The sequence below is a fragment of the Streptosporangium sp. NBC_01469 genome, from assembly GCF_036227305.1.
In the GTDB taxonomy this organism is placed as follows: domain Bacteria; phylum Actinomycetota; class Actinomycetes; order Streptosporangiales; family Streptosporangiaceae; genus Streptosporangium.
The window spans coordinates 5272116-5295656 of record NZ_CP109465.1 but is presented as its reverse complement, the minus strand read 5'-3'; the positions used below and the strand labels follow the sequence as shown (position 1 = coordinate 5295656).

The following is a 23541-nucleotide window of genomic DNA, read 5'->3' as shown; positions in this document are numbered from 1 at the left end:
CGTTGATCGTGGCAGATGCACATGACGGCCGGTCGGGCGGAGGTTTTAGGCTGGAAGCATGCTCGGTTCCCTGCTTCTCGGCGCGTCCCGGTTGCCGCTGGTGCGGCACGCGGTCTCCGGCGTGCCGCTGACGCGCAAGGTCGTCGATCGCTTCGTCGCGGGCGAGACGCCCCAGGAGGCGGTCGAGGCGATCCGCGGGCTCGCCGCCACCGGTCTGGCCGTCACCGTCGACCATCTGGGCGAGGAGACGACAGACTCCGCGGCGGCCACCCGGACGGCTCGGGCGTACGTCACGCTGCTCGGCGCGCTGGGCGGGCTGGGGCTCGGCGACCGGGCCGAGGTGTCGGTGAAGCTCTCCGCGGTCGGCCAGGCGCTCGGCGCCGACGGCGACAAGATCGCCCTGGAGAACGCGCGGCAGATCTGCGAGGCGGCCGGCGCCCGCGGGGCGAACGTGACCCTCGACATGGAGGACCACACCACGGTCGACTCCACGCTGGAGACCCTGCGGGCCCTGCGCGAGGACTTCCCCTCCACCGGTGTCGCCGTGCAGTCCTACCTTTTCCGCAGCGAGGCCGACTGCCGCGACCTGGCGTACGAGGGGTCGCGGGTCCGCCTGGTCAAGGGCGCCTACGCCGAGCCCGCCTCGGTGGCGCACCGGCACAAGAGCGAGGTCGACAAGGCCTACGTGCGCTGCCTGCGGATCCTCATGTCGGGTGCGGGCCACCCGATGGTGGCGACGCACGACGACCGGCTGATCTCGATCACCGAGACGCTCGCCGACCGGTTCGCCAGGTCCCGGGGCGACTACGAGTACCAGATGCTCTACGGGATCAGGGCCGACAAGCAGCAGGCCCTGGCGGGAGCGGGTCACACCGTGCGTGTCTACGTCCCGTACGGAGACGACTGGTACGGCTACTTCATGCGCCGGCTGGCCGAGCGCCCGGCGAACATCGCCTTCTTTCTTCGTGCCCTTGGAGGCAAGTGATGGATGCCATCTCCGCCGTTCCCGCCCCGTTCAACGAGCCGGCGCTCGGTTACGCGCCCGGCAGCGCCGAGCGTGCGGCGCTGGAGAACCGCGTCAAGGAGCTGGCCGGGGCCCAGCTGGACCTGACGATGACGATCGGCGGCGAGCGGCGGATGGGCGGCGGCGCCCCAATCGACGTGGTCCAGCCGCACAACCACGCCTCCGTGCTGGGCCGCATGACGGACGCGAACGCCGACGACGTGCGCGCGGCGATCGACGCCTCGCTGGCGGCGGCGCCCGCGTGGCGCGCCCTGCCGTTCGACGAGCGGGCCGCGATCTTCCTGCGGGCCGCCGACCTGCTGGCCGGCCCCTACCGGCAGACGCTGAACGGCGCGACGATCCTGGGCCAGTCCAAGTCCGCGCAGCAGGCGGAGATCGACGCCGCCTGCGAGCTGATCGACTTCCTGCGCTTCAACGTGGACTTCGCGCGCCGGCTTCTCAGCGACCAGCCGGTCTCGTCGCCCGGCGTGTGGAACCGGATGGAGTACCGGCCGCTGGAGGGCTTCGTCCTGGCGATCACGCCGTTCAACTTCACCGCCATCGCCGCGAACCTGCCGTCGGCCCCGGCCCTGATGGGCAACGTCGTCGTCTGGAAGCCCTCCCCCACCCAGCAGTTCTCCGCGCACTTCACCATGCGCCTGCTGGAGGAGGCGGGGCTCCCGCCGGGCGTCATCAACATGGTGACCGGCAACGGCGCGGCCGTCTCCGAGGTCGCGACGACCCACCCGGAGCTGGCCGCCATCCACTTCACCGGCTCCACGCCCACCTTCCAGCACCTGTGGTCCACGGTCGGCGCCAACATCGCCTCGTACCGGTCCTACCCGCGCCTGGTCGGCGAGACCGGCGGCAAGGACTTCGTGCTGGCCCACCCCTCGGCCGACCCCGCGGCGCTCACCACCGCGCTGGTCCGCGGCGCGTTCGAGTACCAGGGGCAGAAGTGCTCGGCCGCCTCCCGCGCGTACGTGCCGCGCTCGGTCTGGTCGGTGATCCGCGACGAGCTCGTGGGCACCGCCGAGTCGCTGACCGTCGGGGACGTGGCCGCCGACCTGTCGACCTTCATGGGCGCGGTCATCGACGAGCGGGCGTTCGCCAAGAACAGGGCCGCGATCGACCGGGCCCGCTCGCTCGACTCGATCAACGTGCTGACCGGCTCGTACGACGACTCGACCGGCTACTTCGTGAGGCCGACCATCCTGGAGTCGGCCGACCCCACCGACGAGATCTTCGTCAAGGAGTACTTCGGGCCGATCCTCGGCGTGCACGTCTACGACGACGCGGACTTCGACGCGGTCCTTGACCAGATGGAGGGCGTCTCCCCGTACGCGCTGACCGGTTCGATCATCGCCCGGGACCGCTACGCGATCGCCTCGGCGTCGGAGCGGCTGCGCTTCGCGGCGGGCAACCTCTACATCAACGACAAGCCGACCGGCGCGGTCGTCGGCCAGCAGCCCTTCGGCGGGGGCCGCTCGTCGGGTACGAACGACAAGGCCGGGTCGATCCTCAACCTGACCCGCTGGGTCAGCGCCAGGACCATCAAGGAGACCTTCGCCCCGCCGATCGTTAAGGGACCATATAGGGGTGACATTCCCCAGTCCGGCTGGGAGCAGCCTGATCTCAAGAAGTTCGGCTATTCCGAATAGGCCGTGAAAAGCGGTGACGCCTGGGTTTCGCATACGAAACCCAGGCGTCATTCGTTTCCGTCGTTTCCGGCTGCGGCCAGGGCATCGACCCCACCCACGAGGTGCCACCGCTCGCGTCCAGCCGATACCAGCCCGGCCCGTACGCCGCCCGCAGCAACACCGGCTCCGTGCACGGGTCCTCCCCCGGCCCCGGCGATCAGAGAGCGCGGAGCGCCTCGGTGAAGGCGTCGACGGTGGCGGCGATGTCCGTCTCGGTGTGCGCGGTGGACAGGAACCACAGGCCACGCGGCACCATGTTGACTCCGCGGTCGAGCAGCTCCGCGTGCAGCCGAGCCATCATCGCCCGGTCGGTCGCGGCGAACCCGCGATAGTCACGCACGGCCTCGGCGTCTGTGAAGTAGGTCTGGAACACCGGCCCGGGACCGTCCACGAGCAGCGGCACACCCGCCTTGGCAGCCGCGTCCCTGATGCCCTCCATCAGCGCCGAGCCCCGGGCGAACAGCGTGCCGTAGACCTCGTCCCGCTGCTCGTCGAGGATGCGCAGCGTCGCCTCGGCCGCCGCGATGCCGACGGGCTGGGAGTTGAACGTGCCCGCGTGGGCGACCTTCCCCGTCGAGATGTGGTCCATGACGGACGCCTTGCCGACCAGGGCGGAAACCTGCATGCCGCCGGCCATGGCCTTGCCGAACACCGACAGGTCCGGGGTGATCCCGAGGTACTCCTGCGCGCCGCCGGGCGCGAGCCGGAAGCCGGTGATGATCTCGTCGAAGACGAGCAGGCTGCCGTGCCGGTCGCAGAGCTTCCGTACGGCTTCGAGGTAGCCGAGGTCCGGCAGGATCGCCCCGGTGTTGCAGAGCACCGGCTCGGTGATCACCGCGGCGATCTCGGCACCGTGCCGGTCCATCAGGCGGGTCAGGGCCTCGAGGTCGTTCCACGGGCAGAGGATGAGGTCCTCGGCATGGCCCTGCTGCTGCCCCGCCGTACCGGGGACCGCGACGGGCGCGTCGGCCGGGCCGGCCAGCTCCAGGGCGGGGTGCACGCTGTAGAGGACGGGGTCCAGCCAGCCGTGGTAGTGGCCCTCGAACTTGAGGATCTTGGACCGGCCGGTGAAACCGCGCGCGAGCCGGAGGGCGGCGTGAACCGCCTCGGAGCCGACGGTGTTGAAGCGGACCCGTTCGGCCGAGGGCACCATCGCGCACAGCCGCTCGGCCACCCGCACCTCCGCGGCGTGCTGGGCCGAGTAGACCATGCCGCGCGCGGCCTGGGCCGAGATGGCCTCGACCACCTCGGGCGGGCAGTGGCCCAGCAGCGCGGGCCCCTGGCCCAGGACGTAGTCGATGTAGGCGTTGCCGTCCACGTCCCAGAGGTGCGCGCCCTGCGCGTGGTCCACGTAGAGCGGGACGCCGGTGGTGCGGCGAGCGTCGCTGGATACCCCTCCAGCCAGGTACTGCTGCGCGGTGGAGTAGAGGTCGCGGCTGACGTCCAGATTGCGGGTCATGACGACCATCAAAGGCGCACCGCCCACCACGTACAAGGAAGAGCGCAAGGGAGGGGTCGTCATCGCAAGGATGGGTTCTTGTGAGGCCCAGGCCGAGCTGGTGAGCTGAGGCACACCCCTCAGGAAGGAATGGCCGTGTATCTCGGGCGTATCCGGCGGACCCCCGCCGACCAAGTCGAAGCAGTGGCCTGGCGCGAGGGCGGCGAGCTTCTCAGCCTGTCCGGCCTCGACGGGCCAGCCGATCCGGTGGCCCTGCTGAACACGTACGGGCTCGACCGGCTCACCGCGGAGGTGGACCGGCTCTGGACCGTCGCGCCGGCGCTGCTCGCGGAGTCGTCGGTGTTCTTCGAGCCGCCGGTGGCCACCTGCACCAAGATCTGCTGTCTGGCGCTCAACTACCTGGAGCACGCCGAGGAGAGCGGGCTGGAGGTGCCACCCGCGCCGGTGCTGTTCTTCAAGCCGCCGTCGGCGCTGACCGGCCACAACCGCCCCGTCGAGGCACCGGCGCGTACGAAGCACCTGGAGCACGAGGTCGAGCTGGCCCTCGTCATCGGATCGGTGACCCGCGACCTGCCGGCCGAGCGCTGGCGGGAGGCCGTGGCCGGCTACACGGTGATCAACGACATGACCGCCCGCGACCTGCAGCTGGCGAACATCGACCGCAACGTGCCGTGGGATCAGGCCAAGGGGTTCGACACCTTCGCCCCCACGGGGCCGTATCTCGCCACGATGGACGAGGTGCCCGATCCCCAGGCGCTCGAGCTCCGCCTGGAGGTGGACGGCCAGGTGCGGCAGCGGGCGAACACCAGGCAGATGGTGTTCGGGATCCCCCAGCTGATCGCCGACCTGTCGGACGGAATGACGCTGGAGCCCGGTGACCTCATCGCGACCGGCACCATCGCCGGGATCGCCCCGCTCCAGGAGGGCGACGTCATGCGGGCCACGGTGGCCGGCGTCGGAACACTGGTCAACAGGGTTACTTTTAGGACCGCCTAAATAGTATTATTCGGCGCATGGACGCGCCCTTTGCGGTCGCCGCGCTGGTCGACATCGATGACTTCGTCGCCTCGCGGCGGTCGCGCGGGCAGCCGTGGGCCCGCCGCCAGCTCGACCGGGCCGAGCGAGCGGTTCTGGCGGTGACGTACGGCCGACCGGCGGCGAGCTGCCGTTCGACGCCTCCCGACGAGTGGCTCGTGCTTCTGACCGGCGACGATCCCCACGCGCTCATGACCGACGCGGGCGGGCTGGCAGAGGAGCTGCGCACCCGCATCGTGCGTGAGACCGAGCTCACCGCGACCGTCAGCCTGGGCACCCCGCACGACGGGCCCGGCGGGGTCGCGGCGGCCGAGCGGGACGCCCGATGGACGAACTCCTACAAGCTCCTGCTCGGCGGGGACCGAGTGATCACCTCGCCCACACCGGACCGGCCGGGCTCGCCGCCTCCGGTGCGGATCGAGCCGGAGCTGGCCCGCCGGATCCAGGCCGGCGACGCCGGCGGCGCGGCCGGACTGCTCTCCAATTGGGTGGACCGGTGCCTGCAGGAACGCGACCTGGACCCGAAGACCCTGTACAACTGGCTCATGGGTGAGCTGCTGTTCGTCGTCGACGTGGCCAACGGCTCCCGGCTCACCGGCGGCTCCACGGACTGGCTGGACGCCTGCGCCCGCCTGCCGATCGAAAAGCTGATCACCGTAACCGAGATCCACGAGCGCTCCTACCTGCACATCTGGCTGGAGGAGACCATCAGGCGGCTGGTGCGGAGCGACAGCGCGAAGGACATCCTCACGATGGCCGAGAGCTACCTGACCGCGCACTACAACGATCCCCGGCTCAGGCTCTCCACGGTCGCCGAGGCGATCTCCGCCAGCCCCTTCTACATCTCGCACCTGTTCGCGGAGGAGCGCGGGACCACGTTCCTGCGCCACCTCACCGGGCTGCGCCTGCGCCACGCGCGGACCCTGCTCAGCACCTCCGCCCTCCCGGTCGACGTGGTCGCCGCCGAGTCGGGCTACTTGAGCGCGAAGGCCCTGCGGAGCGTGTTCCGGCGCCACGTCGGCTGCTCACCCACCGAATATCGACGCCAGACATATCGGATGCGACCATAAATCTGCCCGGTCCCCAACCTCACCGACGTCCTGGTCGCCCAACTCCTGGTCGCGGGTCGCCGGCCGGTACGTCACCGCGGGCGTATCGCCGCCCGTATTCAGGTCGGCCGATACCCCAGGCGGCGACGTCCACAACGACCTGCTCCTGGCCGGGTACGGCTGGCGGGCACGGCTCGGCGACGCGTGACCGCTAGCGGAGCGACCGCTCCATCACCAGCCGGTACGGCTGCCGCGGCCGCCCCGCCTGGGCGGGGCGCACGGTGGGCAGGGGCCAGGCCAGGCCCTCCTCGACCAGGCTCTGCAGCACCCGTCGGGCGCTGCGCGGGGCGATGGACAGCACGTCCGCCACGATCTCGGCGTCCACGACCATCGCTTCTGGCCCGTCGCCGAGCCCTTTGACCAGCCGCTCCAGGATCTTCACCGCCTTGGAGGCCGCCACGGGCTCGCTCACCGGCTCCACCTTGCGGCGCCGGCGCATCGGCAGGGACAGCACCGTGCCGTCCAAGCCGACGAGGAAGGCCGCGGTGGCGTCGGCGTTGCGCGCCTTCTCCACGGCGAGCATCGCGTTGGAGTCGGCGTCCCTGGCCGTGTTGCCCAGGCCGATGCCGACCTCGACCGCGACACCCACGTCGGCGCGGATCCGGTCCATGAAGGGCGCGACCCGGAAGCCGTCGGTCGCCTGCGAGAGCGAGCCGACGGTGGCGGTGACCACGTAGCTGTTCTCGTCGCGCGGAACCACGGTGGCGCCCATCAGTCTGGCGTCGGTCAGCAGCGCCTGCTGCAGCGAGAGCTTCAGCTCCTGCTGCCAGTAGTTGCCCGGCCCCGAATAGCTGGGCCGGGCCGAGGCCGCCAGCTCCACCAGGACGATGGCGATCTGTGACTCCTCCAATCGGCTGCCCGTCCCGAGGAGCGCCGCGGTGTTGAGCGCGAGCCGCAACGTGTGCGGGGTCGGCAGCATCCGCAGCACGGGCACCTGGGCGGCGGCCAGCTTCCCGGCCACGGTCCTGATCGTGGTCAGCGCCGCGGTCGTGGCCCCCTGCCGGTAGAGCTTCTCGTGGAAGCCGATGAAGCCACGCGCCGACTCCGGCCGGTCGTACTCCGACAGGTGCACGTGGTCGGTGCTCACGCCGATCTCGCCGTACGCCTCGTGCACATCCGCGGCGGAGATCGAGTCGATGCTCACCCTGGCCGGGTCGATGCCGTGGCTGAGCACGCCCCGCAGCAGGCTGGAGTAGAGGCCGGAGCCATTGACCGGGACGAACGTCGCGGGCACCGGCAGCTCGCCCGACTGCCGGGCCAGGTCATGCTGGAGAGGTCCGGTGAAGAGGACGACGTCGACGCTATCGGCGATCTTGCAGAACTTCTCGTACGTCTCGTGCTCCTCCGCGTGCGGCGCGCCGACCAGGCGCCAGTCGGCGGCCGCGGGCAGATCCGCCCCGATCGACATGATCTGCTCGACCAGATCGTGCGGCCCCACGACGCCGATCGTCACCCTGGATCGTGTCTCGGACCGTAGCCGCTCCATGACGGTGATCCCTCCTTATCCAAGTTGCCCCCACCGGGATCATAAATCGTGCTCAGGGTGCGACCACCTGGCTGGAACGTGCTTGCCGGGCGCTGTCTCGCCACTGGAGCAGATCGGTCATCGTGCCACCGAGCACAGCGGTTCTGGCGTCGTCACTGAGATCACTGAAGAGTACCCGTCCGAGCGACATCCGAAGATCGATGAACGGGAAGTCCGAACCGAACACCACCTGCCCCAGCCTCACCTCACGCACCATCCGGGCGAGGTCGGCGCCGGTGTTGTACGAACCGCACACCTCCAGCACCACCCCCGGACGGCGCTGCGCCACCTCGATGGCCGCGTCGAACCCCAGCGGGGTGGCGCCCGCGTGCCCGGCGAGGATCACCGCTCCCGGATACCGGATGGCCGTCTCCTCCACCATGGGCAGGTCGTTGTACGCCGAGCCCTCATAGGTGTGCGTGAGCACCGGGCAGCCGGTGCGCTGCGCGAACTCCCACACCGGCGCGTATCTGCGGCCCGTGAGCGGATACAGGTGCAGGTCCGGGTGGAGCTTGACGCCCCCGAAACGGGGGTCGTCACCCCACTTCCCGAGCTCCCCCACCGGGTCCTGCCACGGGTTGACGGTCAGGTAGCCGGTGAACCGGTCGGGCGCGTGCTCGACGACCGCGGCGGTCGCCGCGTTGCCCGCCGCCGCGTCGAGCTGAATCGCCAGGTGACTGGACAGGACCGCGTGCGACACCCCGCACCGGTCCATCACCCTGACCATCGCCGCCGGGCCCGCCTCGGGGATGAAGAACAGGCTGTACGGCCCGGCGTGGGCGTGCGCGTCGACGATCCGCAGGCTGTGCTGGGGACGGCGTTCCCACAGGGCGGATGTGAGGGGGTTCATGCTGCTCTCGCCTTCTTGTGGAGCAGACTCCGCAGGTTGCCCCCGCCGATCGCCGACACCGCGCCGTCGTCGAGCTCCGACCACAACAGCCGGGTGACCGCCTCGGCCGGGTCACGAGTGGGCGCACCGGTGCCGAAGACCAGCCGCTGCTCGCCGAACCGCTCGACGAGCCACTCCAGGCCGCAGTGCGAGGACAGGTTGGCCAGCCCGAGGTGGACGTTGTCCGTACGGGCCAGAACACCGGCCACCTGGCGCAGGACGCGGTAGCCGAGGCCGCCGACCACGACCGTGAGGTGCGGGTGAGCCACGGCGACCGCCTCCACCTGCGGCCACGTGGTCTGGGTGGCGTCCAGGAGCAGCGGCAGCCCGGCCCGCGCGATGGCCTCGAGCACCGGGGCCGCGTCCACGCCCGCGAGGTCGTAGCCGTGGTCCACGGGGTAGGCGCGCACCGCACGGACCCCACCCGCCAGGGCGGCGGACACGAACTCGGCCGAGGTGCCCGTCTCCGCGCAGGTGTCGGGGAGCATCACCCAGCAGGGGAGCAGCCGGGGCTGGCCGGCGACCAGCTCCAGCAGCGCCTGGTTACCGGTGCGGGGGTCGTGCAGCCACGACAGCGTGTGCCCGACCAGCGCCTCGGAGATGCCAAAACGGTCCATCGAGGCGAGCGCCTCGACGACGCTGCCCGCACCGACGTCGCGGGCGGGATGGCGTCCCAGCATCGCGTCGGCGTCGATCAGCACCGGTCCGCGCCTAGTCATCGGCCGCCGCTTCCAGGTGCCATCGGCCCGACGACGGGAGGGTGACCGTGAGGCCCGGGCGCAGCCGTACCCCGTTGAGCGCCAGCCTGGTCACACCGGGCGCGTGGACCCTCAGCTCGGTGCATCGGTCGGTGTCCACCACCGCGGTGAATCCCCCGCGGTAGGTGATGTCGGCCGCGACCAGTCCCCGGGCCTCGACCAGGGCGATCCCATCCTGGACGAGGGAGGGGCCCCAGCAGGCGGCGGCGAGCAGGACGCCGGCGGTGTCACAGCGCGTCCACTGGTGGCCGGAGAACACGTCGACGACCCCGTCGAGACAGACCTCCCCGCCGCGCAGCCGTACGGCGGGCGGGTTCTCGGCGAAGGGGAAGAGCCCTACGGTGAACGTCTCGGCTCGCTGACGCAGGCCGAGGGTGTGCACCTCGCCGTACTCCGCGGTCCGGGCCGCGGGGTCGGGGATCCGGCTGGGCCCGGTGCTGTGCAGGACGCCCGTGACCGCCTCGGGGTCGGCGGGAAGCACGTAGAGCCCGGGACCCCGCACGTTGGCGTGCCCTCCGGCACGTTCCGTCCAGGGCGAACGGCCGTGCAGCTGCCACACGGCTTCGGGGGCGTCCTCTATCTCGTCGGTCACCAGCCAGTACGACGGGGCTTCGCGGACGAAGACGATCCGCCGGTCGTGCCTGTTCGGATAGCCGTGGTGATGGCCCGCGAACACGTCCACGTGCGGCAGGGCCGCGAACGTGTCGCAGGTGGCGTCGCGGTCGGCCGAGAACGCCGCGCCGGGCAGGAGAACCGTGTTGTGGCCGCGCGTCGCCTGGAACCAGTCGTGGTAGCCGGGGTCGTCGTAGGACGGTGGACCGCCCGCCTCCCAGGCCAGCGGCACACCCCAGCCGGACAGCACGAAGTCCAGCGCCGCGTGGTGGCTGTGCGGCTCCAGCTCGTGGCCGACGAACGGTCCGTAGTTCACCACGGTGTGCAACGCGTCGGGCTCCCAGCCGGTGCGGAAGACCGCGTACTGGCTGGTGTCCAGGGTGCGGGAGGAGGCGTCGGGCTCGCTCGCCGGAGCGGGCGCGGGCGCGGGCGCGTCGTCCGGGCGGGGCGGCAGCCACGCCAGCTCGCCGCGCAGTTGCTCGGGCGACAGCCAGCGCCGGGCGAGCACCTCGTAGCCGGGATCGCCGAGCAGGTAGTGGCCGCGCAGCAGGTGCGCGGCCGGCCAGAACAGGCCGCTGTCCTGCAGGTGGGGAATCCACCCGGCGGGGGTGACGAGCGCGACGTACCAGTCGTGCATGGCCCGGACGCGCGGGTGGGCGGCCAGGTCCCAGCCGAGGTACTGCTCGCCGATGACGGCGGCCCGCTGGACGGCTTCGACGCACATGCTGTGATAGCCCGGAGAGCGCTCGTGGTGCCCGCCGTCGGCCCGCACGTCGAGTTCGAGGTGGTCGAGGATCCGCGCCTTCGCGACCTCCGCCCAGCCGCTCGCCTCTCCGAACTCGGGGAAGACGGCGGCGACGTGCAGGAGCTCGGACGCGCACGCGAACTGCCAGTTGCCCTGCCGGAACTCGTCGTGCTCCTCGGCCGCCCAGCGGGCGCCGCCGAGGACGGTCTTCACCATCCGCAGCCAGCCCTCGCGGCTGAGCGCGGGCTCCTCGCCGAAGACCGCCAGGGCCTGGGTGACCAGGGAGGAGCGCGCCCAGACGCCGAGGGAGTACCAGACGACGTCGAGACCGGGCCAGTCGCCGACCACCCGGTCCCGGCTGTCGTACCACTGGCCGAACAGCCGGTCCCACTCCTTGGCGTAGGCCGGGTCGCGAGTCAGCGCGTAGGCCGAGACCAGGGGCGACATCCACCTCAGGTAGTGGAACCCGTAGAGCCTCGACCGTCCGTGCCCCCTGTCCAGGAAGTCGGCCTCGGTGCCGAGGAGCTCGTCGGCGGCGGCGACGGCCTGCGCGGCGGCCTCCGTCCCGGACATGCCCGCCGCCCAGCGGGCGACGTCGAACACCGGCCGGGGCCCGGTCCTGGTGGACAGGTGACGGCGCAGTTCCTCCACCGTCGCGGTCCCGGTCGCCGCGAGCAGGTCCTCATCGGTGATGTGGCGCATCCGCACGGGGTCAACGTGTGGCGGTTTCTCCACGTATTGCACGTCAGTCCTTCCCCACTATCTTCACCGGCAGGCCCGTCCGCGCGGACTCGTGCGCGGCGGCGAGCACCGCGGTGACGTGGCGGGAGCTCTCAACCGTGATCAACGGCTCGCTTCCCGTCCGGGCACAGTGCACGAAGTGCTCGATGGCGTCGCGGTAGGCGCCGGCCGGGATGCCGTGGACGACGCGCTGGAGCATGTTCCGCGGGTAGGTGTAGCCCTTGTCGGTGGCGAGCTGGATGTTCTCCCGCTGCCGGTCGAGTTGGACCACGCCGTCCTCTCCGACCACCGTGACGTAGCTGTCGACCATGGTCGGGAAGGTGTTGGGATAGATCCAGGCCGACTCGAACGTGGCTGTGGCCCCCCGGCTGAACCGGGCCTGGATCTGCATGGCGTCCGGGGTGTCGATGCCCATCGCCCGGAGCTTGCCGTAACGGGCGGTCGCGAAGACCTCGACCACCTCGTCGTCGAACAACCAGGTCACCAGGTCGATGTCGTGGCTGGAAAGGAACCAGGCGCAGGTCGTCCGATCCGCCCAGCTGATCATCTCGGTGGGCACGTGGATCGTGTCGTTCTTCCTCGCGTAGCCCACGACCGCTTCGCCCAGCAGGGGCATCTGGTCCTTGGCCTGGGCGTAGGCGGGCACCCAACGGTGGTTGAACAGGCACATCGCGACCACGCCCGCCCGCCGGATCGCCGCGAGCGCGCGGTCGGCGTCGGCCACCGTCGTGGTGAACGGCTTCTCCACCAGGATGTGGACGCCCGCCTCGGCCGCCGCCACCATCACATCGGCGTGCAGGTGGTCGGGCGTGGTGATCGACACCGCGTCGACCGTGCCCGAGGACAGCAACTCCTGGTAGTCGGGGTAGACGGCGGCTCCCACCCGCTCGGCCAGTTCCTCCGCGTGCTCCCGGGTACGGCTGGCCACGGCGGTGATCTCGGCACGCGGATGGGCCGCCAGCACCTCGGCGTGCCCGCGGCCCATGATTCCGGCGCCCACGATGCCTACTCGCAGGTTAGACAAGAGCGTCATTCCAATTCTTCTCCGCTGTTTCGAGCGCTTCCTTCACGCTCTTCTGTCCTTGGAACACGGCCCGGAGCTCCTCCGCCAGGGACTCGGTGAGCTCGGCGTCCTTCGCGGTGCCCAGCGGCGCGTACTCCAGCCTGGGCAGTCCCTTGACGATCACCTGGCGGGCGACGTCCATCGGCTCGGTGCCGCCGGTGCCGGTGAAGAAGGAGTCCTTCGTCGAGGAGATCGTCGACGGGTAGATCGGCACGATCTTGCAGAAGGCGAGCTGGTTGGCGCCGTTGGTGAAGAATTTGATGAACTCGGCCGCCGCCTTCTTGTGCTTGGAGGCCTTGGGGATCGTGAACGTCTGCTGGGCGCTGAGCAGATAGCCGCCGCCGACCTTCTGGACGGGCTCGGTGACGATGAGGTCCTTGTAGATGTCAGGGGCGTTCTTCTGGATGTTGACCAGGGTCGAGCCGTTGGCGCTGGCCGTGAAGGCGACCTGGCCGTTGTCGAGGCTCTGCGGGAGGGCTCGGACGTCCTTGGAGACGGAGCCCGGCGCGATGCCGTGCTCGTCGTAGCTCTTCTTGAACTTCTCGATGATCGCGGCGGCCTCGGGGGTGTTGAACGCCGCCTTCTTCTTGTCCTCCGACAGCAGCGTGACCCCGTAGTAGCGCAGCACGGAGACGACGGACAGCCCGGGGATCTCGTTGATGCCGTAGACCTTGGTGTCGGCGTAGACCTTGGCCGCCAGGGCCAGCGCCTCGTCGTAGGTCTTCGGCGGCGCCTTCTCGTCGAAGCCGACCTTGGACACGACCGACCTGCGGTACATCGCCACCGGGGCGCCGCCGTTGTACCAGGGAATCCCGTAGAGTTTGCCGTCCTGGCGCAGCGGCTCCACCAGGTTCGGCTGGAAGTCGGCGAGCTCCTCCGGTTTGAAGTAGTCGTCCATCGGCGCCAGCGACGGGATGAACCTGCCGAGGTCGGGAGAGCCCAGGTTGACCGCGTCGGGCACGTCGCCGCTGGCCACGGCCGCGAGCAGTTTGGTCGCGCTGTCCTGACCCGGGACGTCCACCCACTTGATGGTGACCTTGGGGTGTTCCTTCTGGTACTGGGTGATCAGCCCGGTGACGTAGTCGTTGTAGTTCTTCTTCAGGTTGATCGTCCAGAATTCGACCTCGCCCTCGAACGGCTCGTCGGCCGCGGCGGAGGGGGTGCCCGCGGAGGTGCCCGCCACGCAACCGGTGGTGAGAACCGTCAGTGCCAGCAGCCCTGCCGCCAACACCGTCCTGGGTGGAGCCATGCGAACCTCCTGAATTGCGGCCGTCCTTAAAGCATCCTTTCGGCACAATGTCAGCCCAACCCAAGCCCGTCAAGGCCCACATCCCCACCATCTCGCGACGCCGCCGATCAGCCCATTCAGCCTTGACTCCGGCGAATAGACAAAGATACGCTCCCGAAATTCCGGCCTGCCGTTATCTAGACTACGGCCCTCACAAATAGCGTTGAAGGGTGTTGGCGCCGATGGCCCTACACGTACCAGAGCGCCACGCGCCTTCGGCGGCCCCGAGGACGCGTAGCCGCAAGAGCACGTCAGGAGATGATCGGAAGGGGCCACAGCCCGGCAGGATCCCCGGCCAGCGCTGGTACACCCCCTACTTGTTCCCCATCCCGGCCCTGATCCTGTTCGGAGTCTTCTTCGCGTGGCCCGCCGTCACCGCGATCCAGCTGTCGTTCTTCAAATGGGACGCGGTGTCCCAGCCGATCTTCGTGGGCCTGGACAACTTCGCCCGGCTCGCGAGCGACGGCAGGTTCTGGACCGGCCTGGGCAACTCGATGCTGTTCCTGGTGGGGATGTTCCCGCTGCTCGTCGTCATCCCGTTGCTGCTGGCCGTACTCGTCAACCAGAAACTGCCGGGCATCAAAACGTTCCGGATGCTCTACTACCTGCCCGTCGTGACCTCGATGGTCGCGGTCGGCGTCGCCTGGGAGTACGTCTTCAACCAGCAGGGCGTGCTCAACTGGATCCTCACCGGCTTCGGCATCCTCGACCAGCCGATCCAGTATCTCCTCGACCCCGTGTGGGCGCTGCCGGCCCTCGTCCTCGTCGAGGGCTGGAAGAGCATGGGCGTCTTCATGATGATCTATCTCGCCGGACTGCAGACCATCCCCACGAATCTCTACGAGGCCGCCAAGGTCGACGGCGCCTCGGCCTGGCACCGCCTGCGCCACATCACCGTCCCGCTGATAGTCCCCTATCTCGCGGTCACGCTGACCATGGAGATGCTCGAGGCGATGCAGGTCTTCACGTCCGTCTACGTGATGACCCAGGGCGGCCCACAGGACTCCACCCTCACACTCGGCTACTACATCTGGTCGGCGGCCTTCCAGAAGTACGACATGGGTTACGCCAGCGCCATGGGCCTCGTCCTATGGCTCCTTTTGATCCTCATGGCGCTCGCCAACTACCGGATCACCAAGGGAAGGACGGTCATGACATGACGCCGAAGCTCGCCTTCTGGCTGCGGCGCGCGGGCATGTACGTCCTGCTGACCGCGATCGCCCTCGTCTTCGTCGGCCCGTTCCTGATCCTGCTCTCGGCGGCCTTCAAGCCCGCCGGCCAGGCCGTCTTCTCCTTCCCGCCCGACATCATCCCCCGGCCCCCGGTCCTCACCTGGGTGAAGGAGGCCTGGACGACCGTCCCCTACCTGAGCTACCTGCTCAACTCGGTCGTCTACGTCGGCGTGATGGTGCCCGTGTACATCGTCGTCTCCGCGCTGTGCGCCTACCCGCTCGCCCAGATGAACTTCCGCGGCCGGAACCTCATCTTCTTCGCCATCCTGTCGACGATGTTCCTGCCGGGCGAGGTCATGCTCCTCCCTCGTTTCCTGGTGGTCTCGCAGCTCGGCATGGCCGACAGCTACGCGGGCGTGATCCTGCCGGGACTGCTGTCCGCTTTCGGGATCTTCCTGCTCCGCCAGACCTTCGCGGGCGTGCCACGCGAGGTCATCGACGCCGCCCGCACCGACGGCTGTCACGAGCTGAGGATCTTCTGGCACGTCATGCTGCCCGCCGCGCGTCCCACCCTGGCGATTCTCGGCATCTTCGGCTTCATCTCGGTCTGGAACAGCTTCATCTGGCCGATGGTCGTGCTGAAGGACTCCGCGATGTACCCGATCGCGCTGGGGATCTCCTACCTCGCGGGCGTCACCGGCACCGACGTCCGCGGTCTCGCCGCCGGAACCGTCATCTCGATCCTGCCCGTCGTCATCTTCTTCATGATCATGCAACGTCACGTACTCGAAGGCATGCGCGGCGCGGTCAAGGGCTGACGTCGCGCGAGAGGTGGTCTGAAAATGCTGTCACGCAGGCAATTCACGCTGGGAACCCTCGCCATGGGAGTTCTCGGTACCACAGGTACGGCTCGCGCCGCCGCGGGCTACGACTACACGGCCAGGGAGACCTTCGACCTGTTCGACAAGGTCTTCCACGCGAGCGGCAACCTCGGCCAGCCGACCGACCACAACGAGCAGGGCGGCCTGGGCTGGGGGCAGTCCTACGTGCTCGCCGCCTTCATCCGGATGTACGAGGCCTACGGCGACACCACCTACCTGGACCGGCTCATCCACAACGCCGACCTCATGCTCGGCACGCGCGACTCGGAGCGGGGCGTGACCGACTACCGCGGCCTCTCGCTGCCCGCCTGGCGCAACCGGAGCTACACCGCCGGAGGCGTCACCCTGCTCGACCCGGCCGGGCAGCCGCTACTGGAGGTGCGCAGCGCGCTGACCAATGTCGACGACGCCGTCGCGACCGTCCGGGCGGGCACGAGCGAGGACCGATTCACCCTCGAGGTGGCCAACACCCCGAAGGCCAAGGTGTCCACCTTCGCCGACCTCACCATGGACCCGGCCAGCCCCGACTACGCCGTGCGCCGCGTCCTCGACGCCTACCCGTCGGCGACCATGGTGACCGCCCGTGATCCCAGGGACTCGCCGGCCGCGGGGCCGATCCCCGCCCTGGGGACGATCAGTCTGGCCGCCGCGCCGGTGCACTTCTCCGTGCACACCGGAATGATCACCTATCCGCTGGCGTCGTTCGTGCGGATCGTCTACCGCACCCCGGGCCTGCGCCGTGATCGACGCTACAAGGCCAAGGCCGATGAGTACCTCGCGGCCGTCCGGGCCGCCGCGGCCGTCCACGATCGCGAGTGGGTGCAGAACGACGCCGGGCTCGGCCACTTCATCTGGCCCAAGGGGATGCCCGTCCCCTACGACGGCGCGGAGCAACCCATCAACCAGAGCCTCGGGCTGGGCCAGACCTACGCCGAACTGGCCGCGGCGACCGGCGACCCCACCTATCTGGACCGCACCCGCCGCCTGGCCCGCGCGTTCGCCGGGGACTTGAAGGTCGACGCGGACGACGCCTACGTCTGGCCGTACTGGCCGGCGTTCGGCAAGATGTACAACGGCTACACCAAGGCTGACGACGTCTCCGAGTACACCCCGTCGTACGGATCGCCGGGCAAGGGCGCCCAGCAGATCGAGGACCTCAGCCACGCCGCGATCGACGTCGAGTTCGCCGCGCTGGCCTTCCGCCGGGGGATCCACTACAGGGGCCGCGACATGCAGCGCTTCGCCCGCACCTACACGAAGAACCTCGCGACCTCCGACAACGGTGTGGCGACGACCTTCGTCCGGGTCGACGGCAGCGGAGCCCTGGCCACCTCAGGGCAGTATCTCCAGGCTCCCCGCTGGATGCCGGTGACCCAGTGGGACGAGACCCTCTTCACCCATGCCCGCGCGGTCTACGACGACCACGCAGTCGAATCGCAGTACGGCTCCACGCTGCTCTCCGTCGCCTACCTCAACTGGCATGCCTGCCGGAAGGGCTGACAGCCGGCCGGTCGTGCCCCCGATTGTCAAGGGACCATATAGGGGTGACATTCCGCAATCCGGATGGCAGCAGCCCGACCTCAAGCAGCTCGGCTTTCCCGAATAGGCCGGAAGAACAATGGCGCCTGGGCTTCGTATACGAAGTCCAGGCGCCATTCGTTTCCGGCTACGGCCAGGCATTGATCCCACCCATGAGGTGCCGCCGCTCGCATCCAGCCGGCACCAGCCCACATCAAGATCATCTTGCAGTCCGCACACTCCGTAACCATTGCGTTCGCGCCAGAGCCAGTGACGTACAGTCCCGGGTGGCTCTTCTCAGGAAAGAGCCGCGGCGGCCTGGACCTCGACTGCGGCGCCGTAGTGGAGCTGGCTGGCGCCGGTGACAGCGCGAGCGGGGCGGTGCTGACCAATCCAGTCGGCATAGATGGCGTCGAACGCCGGCCATTGACCGATGTCGGTGACGTAGACGGTGACCGAGACGAGGCGGGACCGGTCAGTGCCTGCCGCGATCAGGCACCGGTCGAGGTTGTGGAGGACCTGGCGTGCCTGAACGTCGAACGCCTGGTCGCTCAGGGCAGTGCCGTGCTGGTCCACCGGCAGCTGGCCGGACACGTAGACGAGGTCTCCGTGGATGGCGACATGGGAGTAGTGGCCCGGCGGCTGGATCAGGTCTGGGCTGTTGCGCAGGTGAACGGTGTCGCTGCGCTCGGTGGTGTTCGGGGTCGCGGGGTTGGGCATCGTGTTCCTTCGTCGTGATGGCCGGCATCCGCCCATGACGGCGACCGGCCGATCGGGGAGGTGCCGTCTCCAAGGACCACGGGTTTGCGGCATTTCCATAGCCGACTATAAGATAGCCGACTATGGAAATCGTTGACGTACTGGCGATCTGCGGGAGCACCCGGGAGGGATCGCACAACCGGTCGCTCCTTCGAACCGCGCAACAGCTGGCGGAGGCCCCGTTGCGGGTGGAGGTGTGGGACGACCACGCCCGGATCCCCCGCCTGGACGCCACTCGGGGGCGTCCCTTCCCTCCGGCCGTCGGCGCCCTGCGCGAGCGCGTGGCGGTGGCCGACGCGCTGCTGCTGGTGACGCCGGAGCTGAGCCGCGGCATCCCCGGGCAGATGAAGGACCTCGTCGACTGGCTGTCGATCCTCGCGCCCCCGCGCCCGCTGGTGCGCAAGCCGGTGGTGCTGATGAGCGCCTCGCCCAACCGGTTCGGCGGAGTCTTCGCCCAGTTGCAGCTCGGCGACATGCTGCGGCGGGTCGGCGCCGAGGTGCTCTCCGACTTCGATGTGGCGGTCGGCTTCGCCCACCGTCACATCGACGCCGACGGAGTCCTGACGGGGGAGGAGGCGCGAGACGACATCACCCGGCTCTGGCGGCGCGTCCTCGCCCGCGTCGCGGATGACCGGCCGGCGGTGCCGGCGTGACCGCGGGCCGGCAGATCGCGGCCGCGCGGGGGCCGATCGGTTACGCCCTCGCCGAGGTCACCAGGGCGCACCGCGCCGAGATGCAGCGCCGGATGGCCGAGCTCGGCCTGCACCTGGGCCAGGAGCTTCTCGTCGTCGACCTTCACCACAATCCCGGGACCACCCAGGCGGACCTCGTCCAGCGCATGGGCATCGAACAGCCCACCATCGCCAAGGCGATCACCCGCATGGAGCGGGCCGGGTTCGTCGAACGCGCCCCGGACCCCGGCGATCGCCGGGTGACCCGGTTGCGGCTGACCGAACGCGGCGAGGCCGTGGTCGACGCGGTCGTGACCGCGTGGGCGCAGGTGGAGAGCGAGGCGAGCGCCGGGCTCTCCACGGCCGACGCCGCACATCTCATCCGGCTGCTGCACGCCGTCCGCGACAACCTCACCTGACCACCACCCGCAGGAGAAGACATGGAACTCGGACTCGCAGGAAAAGTCGTCCTGGTGACCGGTGCGAGCACGGCCATCGGCAGGGCCACCGCGCTGGCCTTCGCCGAAGAGAAGGCGCACATCGCCGTCGGCTACCACACCAACCTCCGGGCCGCGGAGGAGACCGTCGCCCTGGCCGAACGGCGCGGAGCCCAGGCGATCGCCTGGCGACTCGACCTCGGCCGCCCCGACTCGCTGCAGGCGGCGGTCACGCACGCCCGCGACCGGCTCGGGCCGGTCGACGTCCTGGTCAACAACGCCGTCCGCTGGCCGGACTGGCCCGAGCCGGGCGAGCTGTTCGAGACCGCGCCGACCGAGCGGTTCACCACGTCGGTGACCGCGAACCTGGTCGGCCCCTACCTGCTCGCCCGCGCCGTGCTGGCCGACATGCGGGCGAACGGATGGGGCCGCATCGTCAACGTCTCCACCGGACTGGTCGAGGACGGCTTCCCCGGCAACGTCTCCTACGTGGCCGCCAAGGCGGGGCTGCACGGCCTGACCCGCGTGATGTCCAGGGAGCTCGCCTCCGCGGGCATCCTCACCAACGTCGTCATGCCGGGCTTCACCCCCGCGGACAAACCCATGCCGCAGCACCTCCTCGACAAGGCGGGCGAGGCCGCCGCGACCAAGCGCGTCAGCCATCCCGACGACGCCGCACGCATGATCGTCTACTTGTGCTCGGCCGCCAACACCAACACCACCGGCGAGGCCATCAGGACCGACGGCCACTTCCTCACTCCAGGCTGATCCCCTCGCAGTCTCCTCTCACGTTCGCCGGGGGACGGAAAACGGTCAAGGCGTCCACGACCGGGCTCACCGGCGTCGCCGGGTGGCCCTCCTTACTCCGCCGCGCTCTCGCCCGTCTCTCGTTCCGGTCCGCGCCGGTACGGAGAGTAGGGCGAGAGGGCGGCGAGAGACGCCGCTCATAGCGTCGGTCGCAAGCTTTGACAGGAGTCCATCGAACGGGGAGGAGACGCGATGCTGGCAGCCCGGGATCTGCGGGTGACGGTCGTCGGCGCCGGACCGGTCGCTTGTCTGGTGGCGATCGAACTGCGGAAACGATCATTCGAGGTGAGTCTCTACGAGCGCGGCTCGGACGTGCGCCTGGCGGACGGAGCCCGAGGGCACTCGTTCAACCTGACCCTGACCAGGCGTGGGCTCACCTCGTTGGACGAACACATCGTGGACATGCTCTATCGCAACGGGGTCGTGCTGCCGCAGCGGGTCATCCACCACGTGGACGGGACGACGTCCTGCCAGCCCTACGGCACCGACCCCGACCTGCATCACCTGCTGTCGATCCCGCGGGGCCTGCTGCACGAGATGCTGCTCGACGAGGCCGAGAAGGCCGGGGCGAGGCTGAACTTCGGGTTCGAGTGCATCGGTGTCGAGCCCGGGTCGGGGTCGGCGACGTTCGTGGACGGCGGGGCGGGGATCGTGCGGACGAGCGCGGACCTGCTGATCGGCTGTGACGGCGCGAACAGCATCGTCCGCCACGAGATGTTCCGGCGCGGAGCGCAGATGCGGATCTCCCAGGACTACGTCGCCGACGGCTTCGTGGAGATCCGCATACCCGCTCTCCCCGACGGGGGCCACGCGCTGCTGGACGCGGCGCGTGACCCGGACCGGCCGCGACACACCCGGCACGGACTCCACATATGGCCCCGCGGCGAGTTCATGCTGCTCGCCCAGCCGAACGTGGACGGCTCGTACACCGCGGGCCTGTGGATGCCGCTGGTCGGCGGGGACGGCGAGGGCGGCGAGCGGCTCGGCTGGGATCGGGTGCGCACACCGCGAGCCGTGCGCGAGCTGTTCGAGTCGCACTTCCCCGACGTGGTGGACCTGGCCTCGTCGTACGCCGAGGACGTGCTCCAGTGGTCACCCGCCCCGCTGAAGACCGTGCGGTGCGATCCCTACCACCACGGCCGCACCGTGCTCATCGGCGACTCGGCGCACACCCTGGTGCCGTTCTTCGGCCAGGGCATCAACTGCAGCTTCGAGGACGTGCGGACCTTCTTCGCCATCTTCGACCGCAACCTCACCGAGACCGAGACCGGGCACGACGCCGCGACCGCTCTCGCCGCCACGCTGCCCGCCTACACCGAGTGGCGCAGGCCCGCGGGCGAGGCCATCGCCGACCTGTCGCTGGCGATGGCCTCGGAGCTCAAGGACCGCAGCGGGGACGTCGCGTTCCAGGCCCGCAAACGGCTGGAGAAGGAGCTTCACCTGCGGCACCCCGGGCTGTACGTGCCGCTCTACCACGCCGTGGCGTTCACCGACACCCCGTACCAGGACGCGGTGGCCCGCCACGAGCGACACCGGGCGGTGCTCGACGAGCTGTGCTCGCGCCACGATCCCGCCGACGAGGTGGAGCTGATCATCGCGGAGTACGCGGAGGCGATCGGCCGCGTCACCCCCGGCCCGCGGAACGGGCGGCGGGCGGCGGGGGCCGGCCACCTCGTCCCCGACCCGCGAACCGGGCGGCACGTCGTTCCCGGCCCGCGGACGGAACGGAGCGTCGCTCCCGCCCCTCGGGTTGAACAGCACGTCGTTCCCGGCCCGCAGATGGAACAGAGCGTCGCTCCCGCCCCTTGGGTTGAACAGCGCGTCGCTGCCGGCCCGCGAGCGGAGCGGCACCTCGCTCCCGGTCCTCGCGCGGAGCAGGGCGTCGTTCCCGCTCCTTCGGCGGAGCGGCGCGCGGCGGTGGCGCCGGGGACGGACCTGCACCTGGACTCGGCGCAGCAGAAGGAGCTGCTCGACGTCGTGGCGGCCCGTCTCATGGACTTCCACGAGGACCTGAGCAAGGGCAACCACCCCGCGTGGTACCGGGTCGCCGCCGCGGAGCCGCCGCGGGCCGAGCAGCGGGCCCCGCGTACCGGCACGGCCGTCGCCACCCTGCTGGACGAGATCTTCGACTCCGCGCTCCCCGACGGGATGATGCACCCCCACCCCGGGTTCATGGCCCACGTGCCCTCGGGCGGGCTGTTCCAGGGGGCCGTCGGCGAGTTCGTGGCCCGCAGCCTCAACCGGTTCGCGGGCGCCTGGGCGGCCGCGCCGGGTTTCGCCCGGCTGGAGGCGAACGTCATCGACTGGTTCTGCTCGCTGATGGGATACGGCGAGGGCTCGTTCGGCTACCTGACCACGGGCGGGTCGATCGCGAACTTCATGGCGCTGCGGTGCGCGCTGGAACGCCTCCCGGAACACCAGCACCACCGGGCGGCCGTGTACGTCTCAGAGCAGGGGCACTTCTCGGTGGCCAAGGCCGCGCGGCTGGCGGGCATCGGCGTCGGTGGGCACCGGACCGTGCCCACCGACGGCGCGTACCGCATGGACCTCGTCGCGCTGCGCGAGATGATCGAGCGGGACGTGCGGTACGGCACCCCGCCCGCCTGCGTGGTGGCCACCGCGGGCACCACGAACACCGGCGCGGTGGACGACCTGCGCGCCGTCGCCGCGCTGTGCCGCGAGCACGGGGTCTGGTTCCACGTCGACGCCTGCTTCGGCGGTTTCTTCCGCCTGACCCGGCGCGGGCGGGTGCTGCTCGACGGCATCGAGGAGGCCGACTCGATCGCGGTCGACGCGCACAAGTCGCTGTTCCTGCCGCACGGCAGCTCCGCGTTGCTGGTGAGGGACAAGACCACGCTCAAGCAGGCGTTCGCCATCCCGGACGCGGCCTACATCCCGGAGCTGTCACAGGACGACGACCGCCCCGACTTCATGGACTACGGCCCGGAGCTGACCCGCGAGTTCCGCGGCCTGACCGCGTGGCTGCCGATCAAGATGCACGGTATCAACGCCTTCGAGCGGTGCCTCGACGACAAGCTCGACCTCGCCGAGGACCTGGCCCGGCGGCTCGCCGCGGTGGACGGGATCGACATCGTCTCGCGGGGAGAGCCGCACCTGCCCACGGTGGCGTTGAAGGTGCGCGCGGGCGACCCAGCCGACGCGAACGACACGGCCGAGGCCGACCGGCTCACGGAGCGGGCCTGCGAGCTGATCTGCTCCCGGGGCAACGTCTACGTGGCGACTTCGGAGCTGCCGCACGAAGGGCACGTGATCCGCGCGTGCATCATGCACCACCAGACCGACGCCGGGGTCATCGACCGGTTCGTCGATGACGTCCGCTGGGCCCTGCGCAGGCTCGGAGAGGAGTAG

At 70.0% G+C, this 23541-nt stretch carries 19 protein-coding genes; 11 read left to right on the top strand and 8 right to left on the bottom strand.

What is annotated here, in order from left to right; translation table 11 throughout:
* The first annotated feature begins 58 nt into the window (after positions 1 to 58).
* Both OG587_RS23180 and pruA read left to right on the top strand, forming a co-directional pair.
* The gene (locus OG587_RS23180; RefSeq protein ID WP_329093551.1) at positions 59 to 985 is read left to right on the top strand and encodes a proline dehydrogenase family protein; all 927 of its coding nucleotides are present in this window, start codon (positions 59 to 61) and stop codon (positions 983 to 985) included.
* Entirely contained in the window at positions 985 to 2664 is a 1680-nt protein-coding gene (pruA, locus tag OG587_RS23175; protein ID WP_329093549.1) for an L-glutamate gamma-semialdehyde dehydrogenase, read from the top strand. The genes OG587_RS23180 and pruA overlap by 1 nt, the downstream gene beginning before the upstream one ends.
* Before the next feature lie 196 nt (positions 2665 to 2860).
* Here the strand turns inward: pruA and OG587_RS23170 are convergent, their stop codons facing one another.
* Positions 2861 to 4162 carry an aspartate aminotransferase family protein gene (locus tag OG587_RS23170; protein WP_329093547.1) on the bottom strand — a complete coding sequence of 434 codons (1302 nt, stop codon included), beginning with the start codon at positions 4160 to 4162 and terminating at the stop codon, positions 2861 to 2863.
* A gap of 135 nt (positions 4163 to 4297) precedes the next feature.
* On the opposite strand from OG587_RS23170, the gene OG587_RS23165 reads away from it, so the two are divergent.
* Both OG587_RS23165 and OG587_RS23160 read left to right on the top strand, forming a co-directional pair.
* Entirely contained in the window at positions 4298 to 5158 is an 861-nt protein-coding gene (locus OG587_RS23165; protein ID WP_329093546.1) for a fumarylacetoacetate hydrolase family protein, read from the top strand.
* A 17-nt stretch (positions 5159 to 5175) separates the two neighbouring features.
* Entirely contained in the window at positions 5176 to 6267 is a 1092-nt protein-coding gene (locus OG587_RS23160) for a helix-turn-helix transcriptional regulator (RefSeq protein WP_329093544.1), read from the top strand.
* 190 nt (positions 6268 to 6457) lie between these two features.
* Here the strand turns inward: OG587_RS23160 and OG587_RS23155 are convergent, their stop codons facing one another.
* Genes OG587_RS23155 through OG587_RS23130 form a run of 6 tightly spaced genes read right to left on the bottom strand, consistent with a single transcriptional unit; the run spans position 6458 to position 13888 of the window.
* A complete protein-coding gene (locus tag OG587_RS23155; protein ID WP_329093542.1) occupies positions 6458 to 7792 on the bottom strand; it encodes a GTP cyclohydrolase IIa in 1335 nt (444 codons plus the stop codon).
* A 52-nt stretch (positions 7793 to 7844) separates the two neighbouring features.
* Positions 7845 to 8681, bottom strand: a complete 837-nt coding sequence (locus OG587_RS23150; protein WP_329093540.1) for an amidohydrolase family protein — start codon at positions 8679 to 8681, stop codon at positions 7845 to 7847.
* Positions 8678 to 9439 (bottom strand): amidohydrolase family protein, encoded by a 762-nt coding sequence (locus OG587_RS23145; protein WP_329093537.1) that lies wholly within the window; start codon positions 9437 to 9439, stop codon positions 8678 to 8680. Before OG587_RS23145 ends, OG587_RS23150 begins: the two co-directional genes overlap by 4 nt.
* Complete coding sequence (locus tag OG587_RS23140) at positions 9432 to 11537, bottom strand: heparinase II/III family protein (protein ID WP_329093975.1); 2106 nt, start codon at positions 11535 to 11537, stop codon at positions 9432 to 9434. Before OG587_RS23140 ends, OG587_RS23145 begins: the two co-directional genes overlap by 8 nt.
* A 43-nt stretch (positions 11538 to 11580) precedes the next feature.
* Positions 11581 to 12609, bottom strand: coding sequence for a Gfo/Idh/MocA family protein (locus OG587_RS23135; protein ID WP_329093536.1), 1029 nt, complete (start codon positions 12607 to 12609; stop codon positions 11581 to 11583).
* Positions 12593 to 13888 carry an ABC transporter substrate-binding protein gene (locus OG587_RS23130; RefSeq protein WP_329093534.1) on the bottom strand — a complete coding sequence of 432 codons (1296 nt, stop codon included), beginning with the start codon at positions 13886 to 13888 and terminating at the stop codon, positions 12593 to 12595. The genes OG587_RS23135 and OG587_RS23130 overlap by 17 nt, the downstream gene beginning before the upstream one ends.
* A gap of 356 nt (positions 13889 to 14244) precedes the next feature.
* Here OG587_RS23130 and OG587_RS23125 point away from each other — a divergent pair, with 356 nt between their 5' ends.
* From OG587_RS23125 to OG587_RS23115, 3 genes are read left to right on the top strand one after another with little or no spacing between them, the layout of a single operon-like run.
* The gene (locus OG587_RS23125) at positions 14245 to 15087 is read left to right on the top strand and encodes a carbohydrate ABC transporter permease (RefSeq protein ID WP_329093532.1); all 843 of its coding nucleotides are present in this window, start codon (positions 14245 to 14247) and stop codon (positions 15085 to 15087) included.
* A complete protein-coding gene (locus OG587_RS23120; protein WP_329093530.1) occupies positions 15084 to 15917 on the top strand; it encodes a carbohydrate ABC transporter permease in 834 nt (277 codons plus the stop codon). Before OG587_RS23125 ends, OG587_RS23120 begins: the two co-directional genes overlap by 4 nt.
* A gap of 24 nt (positions 15918 to 15941) precedes the next feature.
* Complete coding sequence (locus OG587_RS23115; RefSeq protein ID WP_329093529.1) at positions 15942 to 17480, top strand: hypothetical protein; 1539 nt, start codon at positions 15942 to 15944, stop codon at positions 17478 to 17480.
* A 315-nt stretch (positions 17481 to 17795) separates the two neighbouring features.
* On the opposite strand, the gene OG587_RS23110 is transcribed toward OG587_RS23115, so the two are convergent.
* On the bottom strand, positions 17796 to 18218 hold the full coding sequence (locus OG587_RS23110; protein ID WP_329093528.1) for a RidA family protein: 423 nt from the start codon (positions 18216 to 18218) through the stop codon (positions 17796 to 17798).
* 122 nt (positions 18219 to 18340) lie between these two features.
* Between OG587_RS23110 and OG587_RS23105 the strand changes: the two genes are divergently transcribed.
* From OG587_RS23105 to OG587_RS23090, 4 genes are all read left to right on the top strand, one after another.
* On the top strand, positions 18341 to 18910 hold the full coding sequence (locus tag OG587_RS23105) for an NADPH-dependent FMN reductase (RefSeq protein WP_329093526.1): 570 nt from the start codon (positions 18341 to 18343) through the stop codon (positions 18908 to 18910).
* Positions 18907 to 19347 carry a MarR family winged helix-turn-helix transcriptional regulator gene (locus OG587_RS23100; RefSeq protein ID WP_329093525.1) on the top strand — a complete coding sequence of 147 codons (441 nt, stop codon included), beginning with the start codon at positions 18907 to 18909 and terminating at the stop codon, positions 19345 to 19347. Before OG587_RS23105 ends, OG587_RS23100 begins: the two co-directional genes overlap by 4 nt.
* 21 nt (positions 19348 to 19368) lie before the next feature.
* Positions 19369 to 20133 (top strand): SDR family NAD(P)-dependent oxidoreductase, encoded by a 765-nt coding sequence (locus tag OG587_RS23095; RefSeq protein ID WP_329093524.1) that lies wholly within the window; start codon positions 19369 to 19371, stop codon positions 20131 to 20133.
* Between the two features lie 231 nt (positions 20134 to 20364).
* Complete coding sequence (locus tag OG587_RS23090) at positions 20365 to 23541, top strand: aminotransferase class V-fold PLP-dependent enzyme (protein WP_329093522.1); 3177 nt, start codon at positions 20365 to 20367, stop codon at positions 23539 to 23541.

What these genes read in the sequence shown, in the direction of transcription:
- OG587_RS23105 (WP_329093526.1), top strand. Translation starts at nt 18,341, where the DNA reads ATGGAAATCGTTGACGTACTGGCGATCTGCGGGAGCACCCGGGAGGGA.
- OG587_RS23155 (WP_329093542.1), bottom strand. Translation starts at nt 7,792, where the DNA reads ATGGAGCGGCTACGGTCCGAGACACGATCCAGGGTGACGATCGGCGTC.
- OG587_RS23160 (WP_329093544.1), top strand. Translation starts at nt 5,176, where the DNA reads ATGGACGCGCCCTTTGCGGTCGCCGCGCTGGTCGACATCGATGACTTC.
- OG587_RS23095 (WP_329093524.1), top strand. Translation starts at nt 19,369, where the DNA reads ATGGAACTCGGACTCGCAGGAAAAGTCGTCCTGGTGACCGGTGCGAGC.
- OG587_RS23130 (WP_329093534.1), bottom strand. Translation starts at nt 13,888, where the DNA reads ATGGCTCCACCCAGGACGGTGTTGGCGGCAGGGCTGCTGGCACTGACG.
- OG587_RS23180 (WP_329093551.1), top strand. Translation starts at nt 59, where the DNA reads ATGCTCGGTTCCCTGCTTCTCGGCGCGTCCCGGTTGCCGCTGGTGCGG.
- OG587_RS23140 (WP_329093975.1), bottom strand. Translation starts at nt 11,537, where the DNA reads ATGCGCCACATCACCGATGAGGACCTGCTCGCGGCGACCGGGACCGCG.
- OG587_RS23115 (WP_329093529.1), top strand. Translation starts at nt 15,942, where the DNA reads ATGCTGTCACGCAGGCAATTCACGCTGGGAACCCTCGCCATGGGAGTT.
- OG587_RS23120 (WP_329093530.1), top strand. Translation starts at nt 15,084, where the DNA reads ATGACGCCGAAGCTCGCCTTCTGGCTGCGGCGCGCGGGCATGTACGTC.
- OG587_RS23145 (WP_329093537.1), bottom strand. Translation starts at nt 9,439, where the DNA reads ATGACTAGGCGCGGACCGGTGCTGATCGACGCCGACGCGATGCTGGGA.
- OG587_RS23170 (WP_329093547.1), bottom strand. Translation starts at nt 4,162, where the DNA reads ATGACCCGCAATCTGGACGTCAGCCGCGACCTCTACTCCACCGCGCAG.
- OG587_RS23090 (WP_329093522.1), top strand. Translation starts at nt 20,365, where the DNA reads ATGCTGGCAGCCCGGGATCTGCGGGTGACGGTCGTCGGCGCCGGACCG.
- pruA (WP_329093549.1), top strand. Translation starts at nt 985, where the DNA reads ATGGATGCCATCTCCGCCGTTCCCGCCCCGTTCAACGAGCCGGCGCTC.
- OG587_RS23150 (WP_329093540.1), bottom strand. Translation starts at nt 8,681, where the DNA reads ATGAACCCCCTCACATCCGCCCTGTGGGAACGCCGTCCCCAGCACAGC.
- OG587_RS23135 (WP_329093536.1), bottom strand. Translation starts at nt 12,609, where the DNA reads ATGACGCTCTTGTCTAACCTGCGAGTAGGCATCGTGGGCGCCGGAATC.
- OG587_RS23110 (WP_329093528.1), bottom strand. Translation starts at nt 18,218, where the DNA reads ATGCCCAACCCCGCGACCCCGAACACCACCGAGCGCAGCGACACCGTT.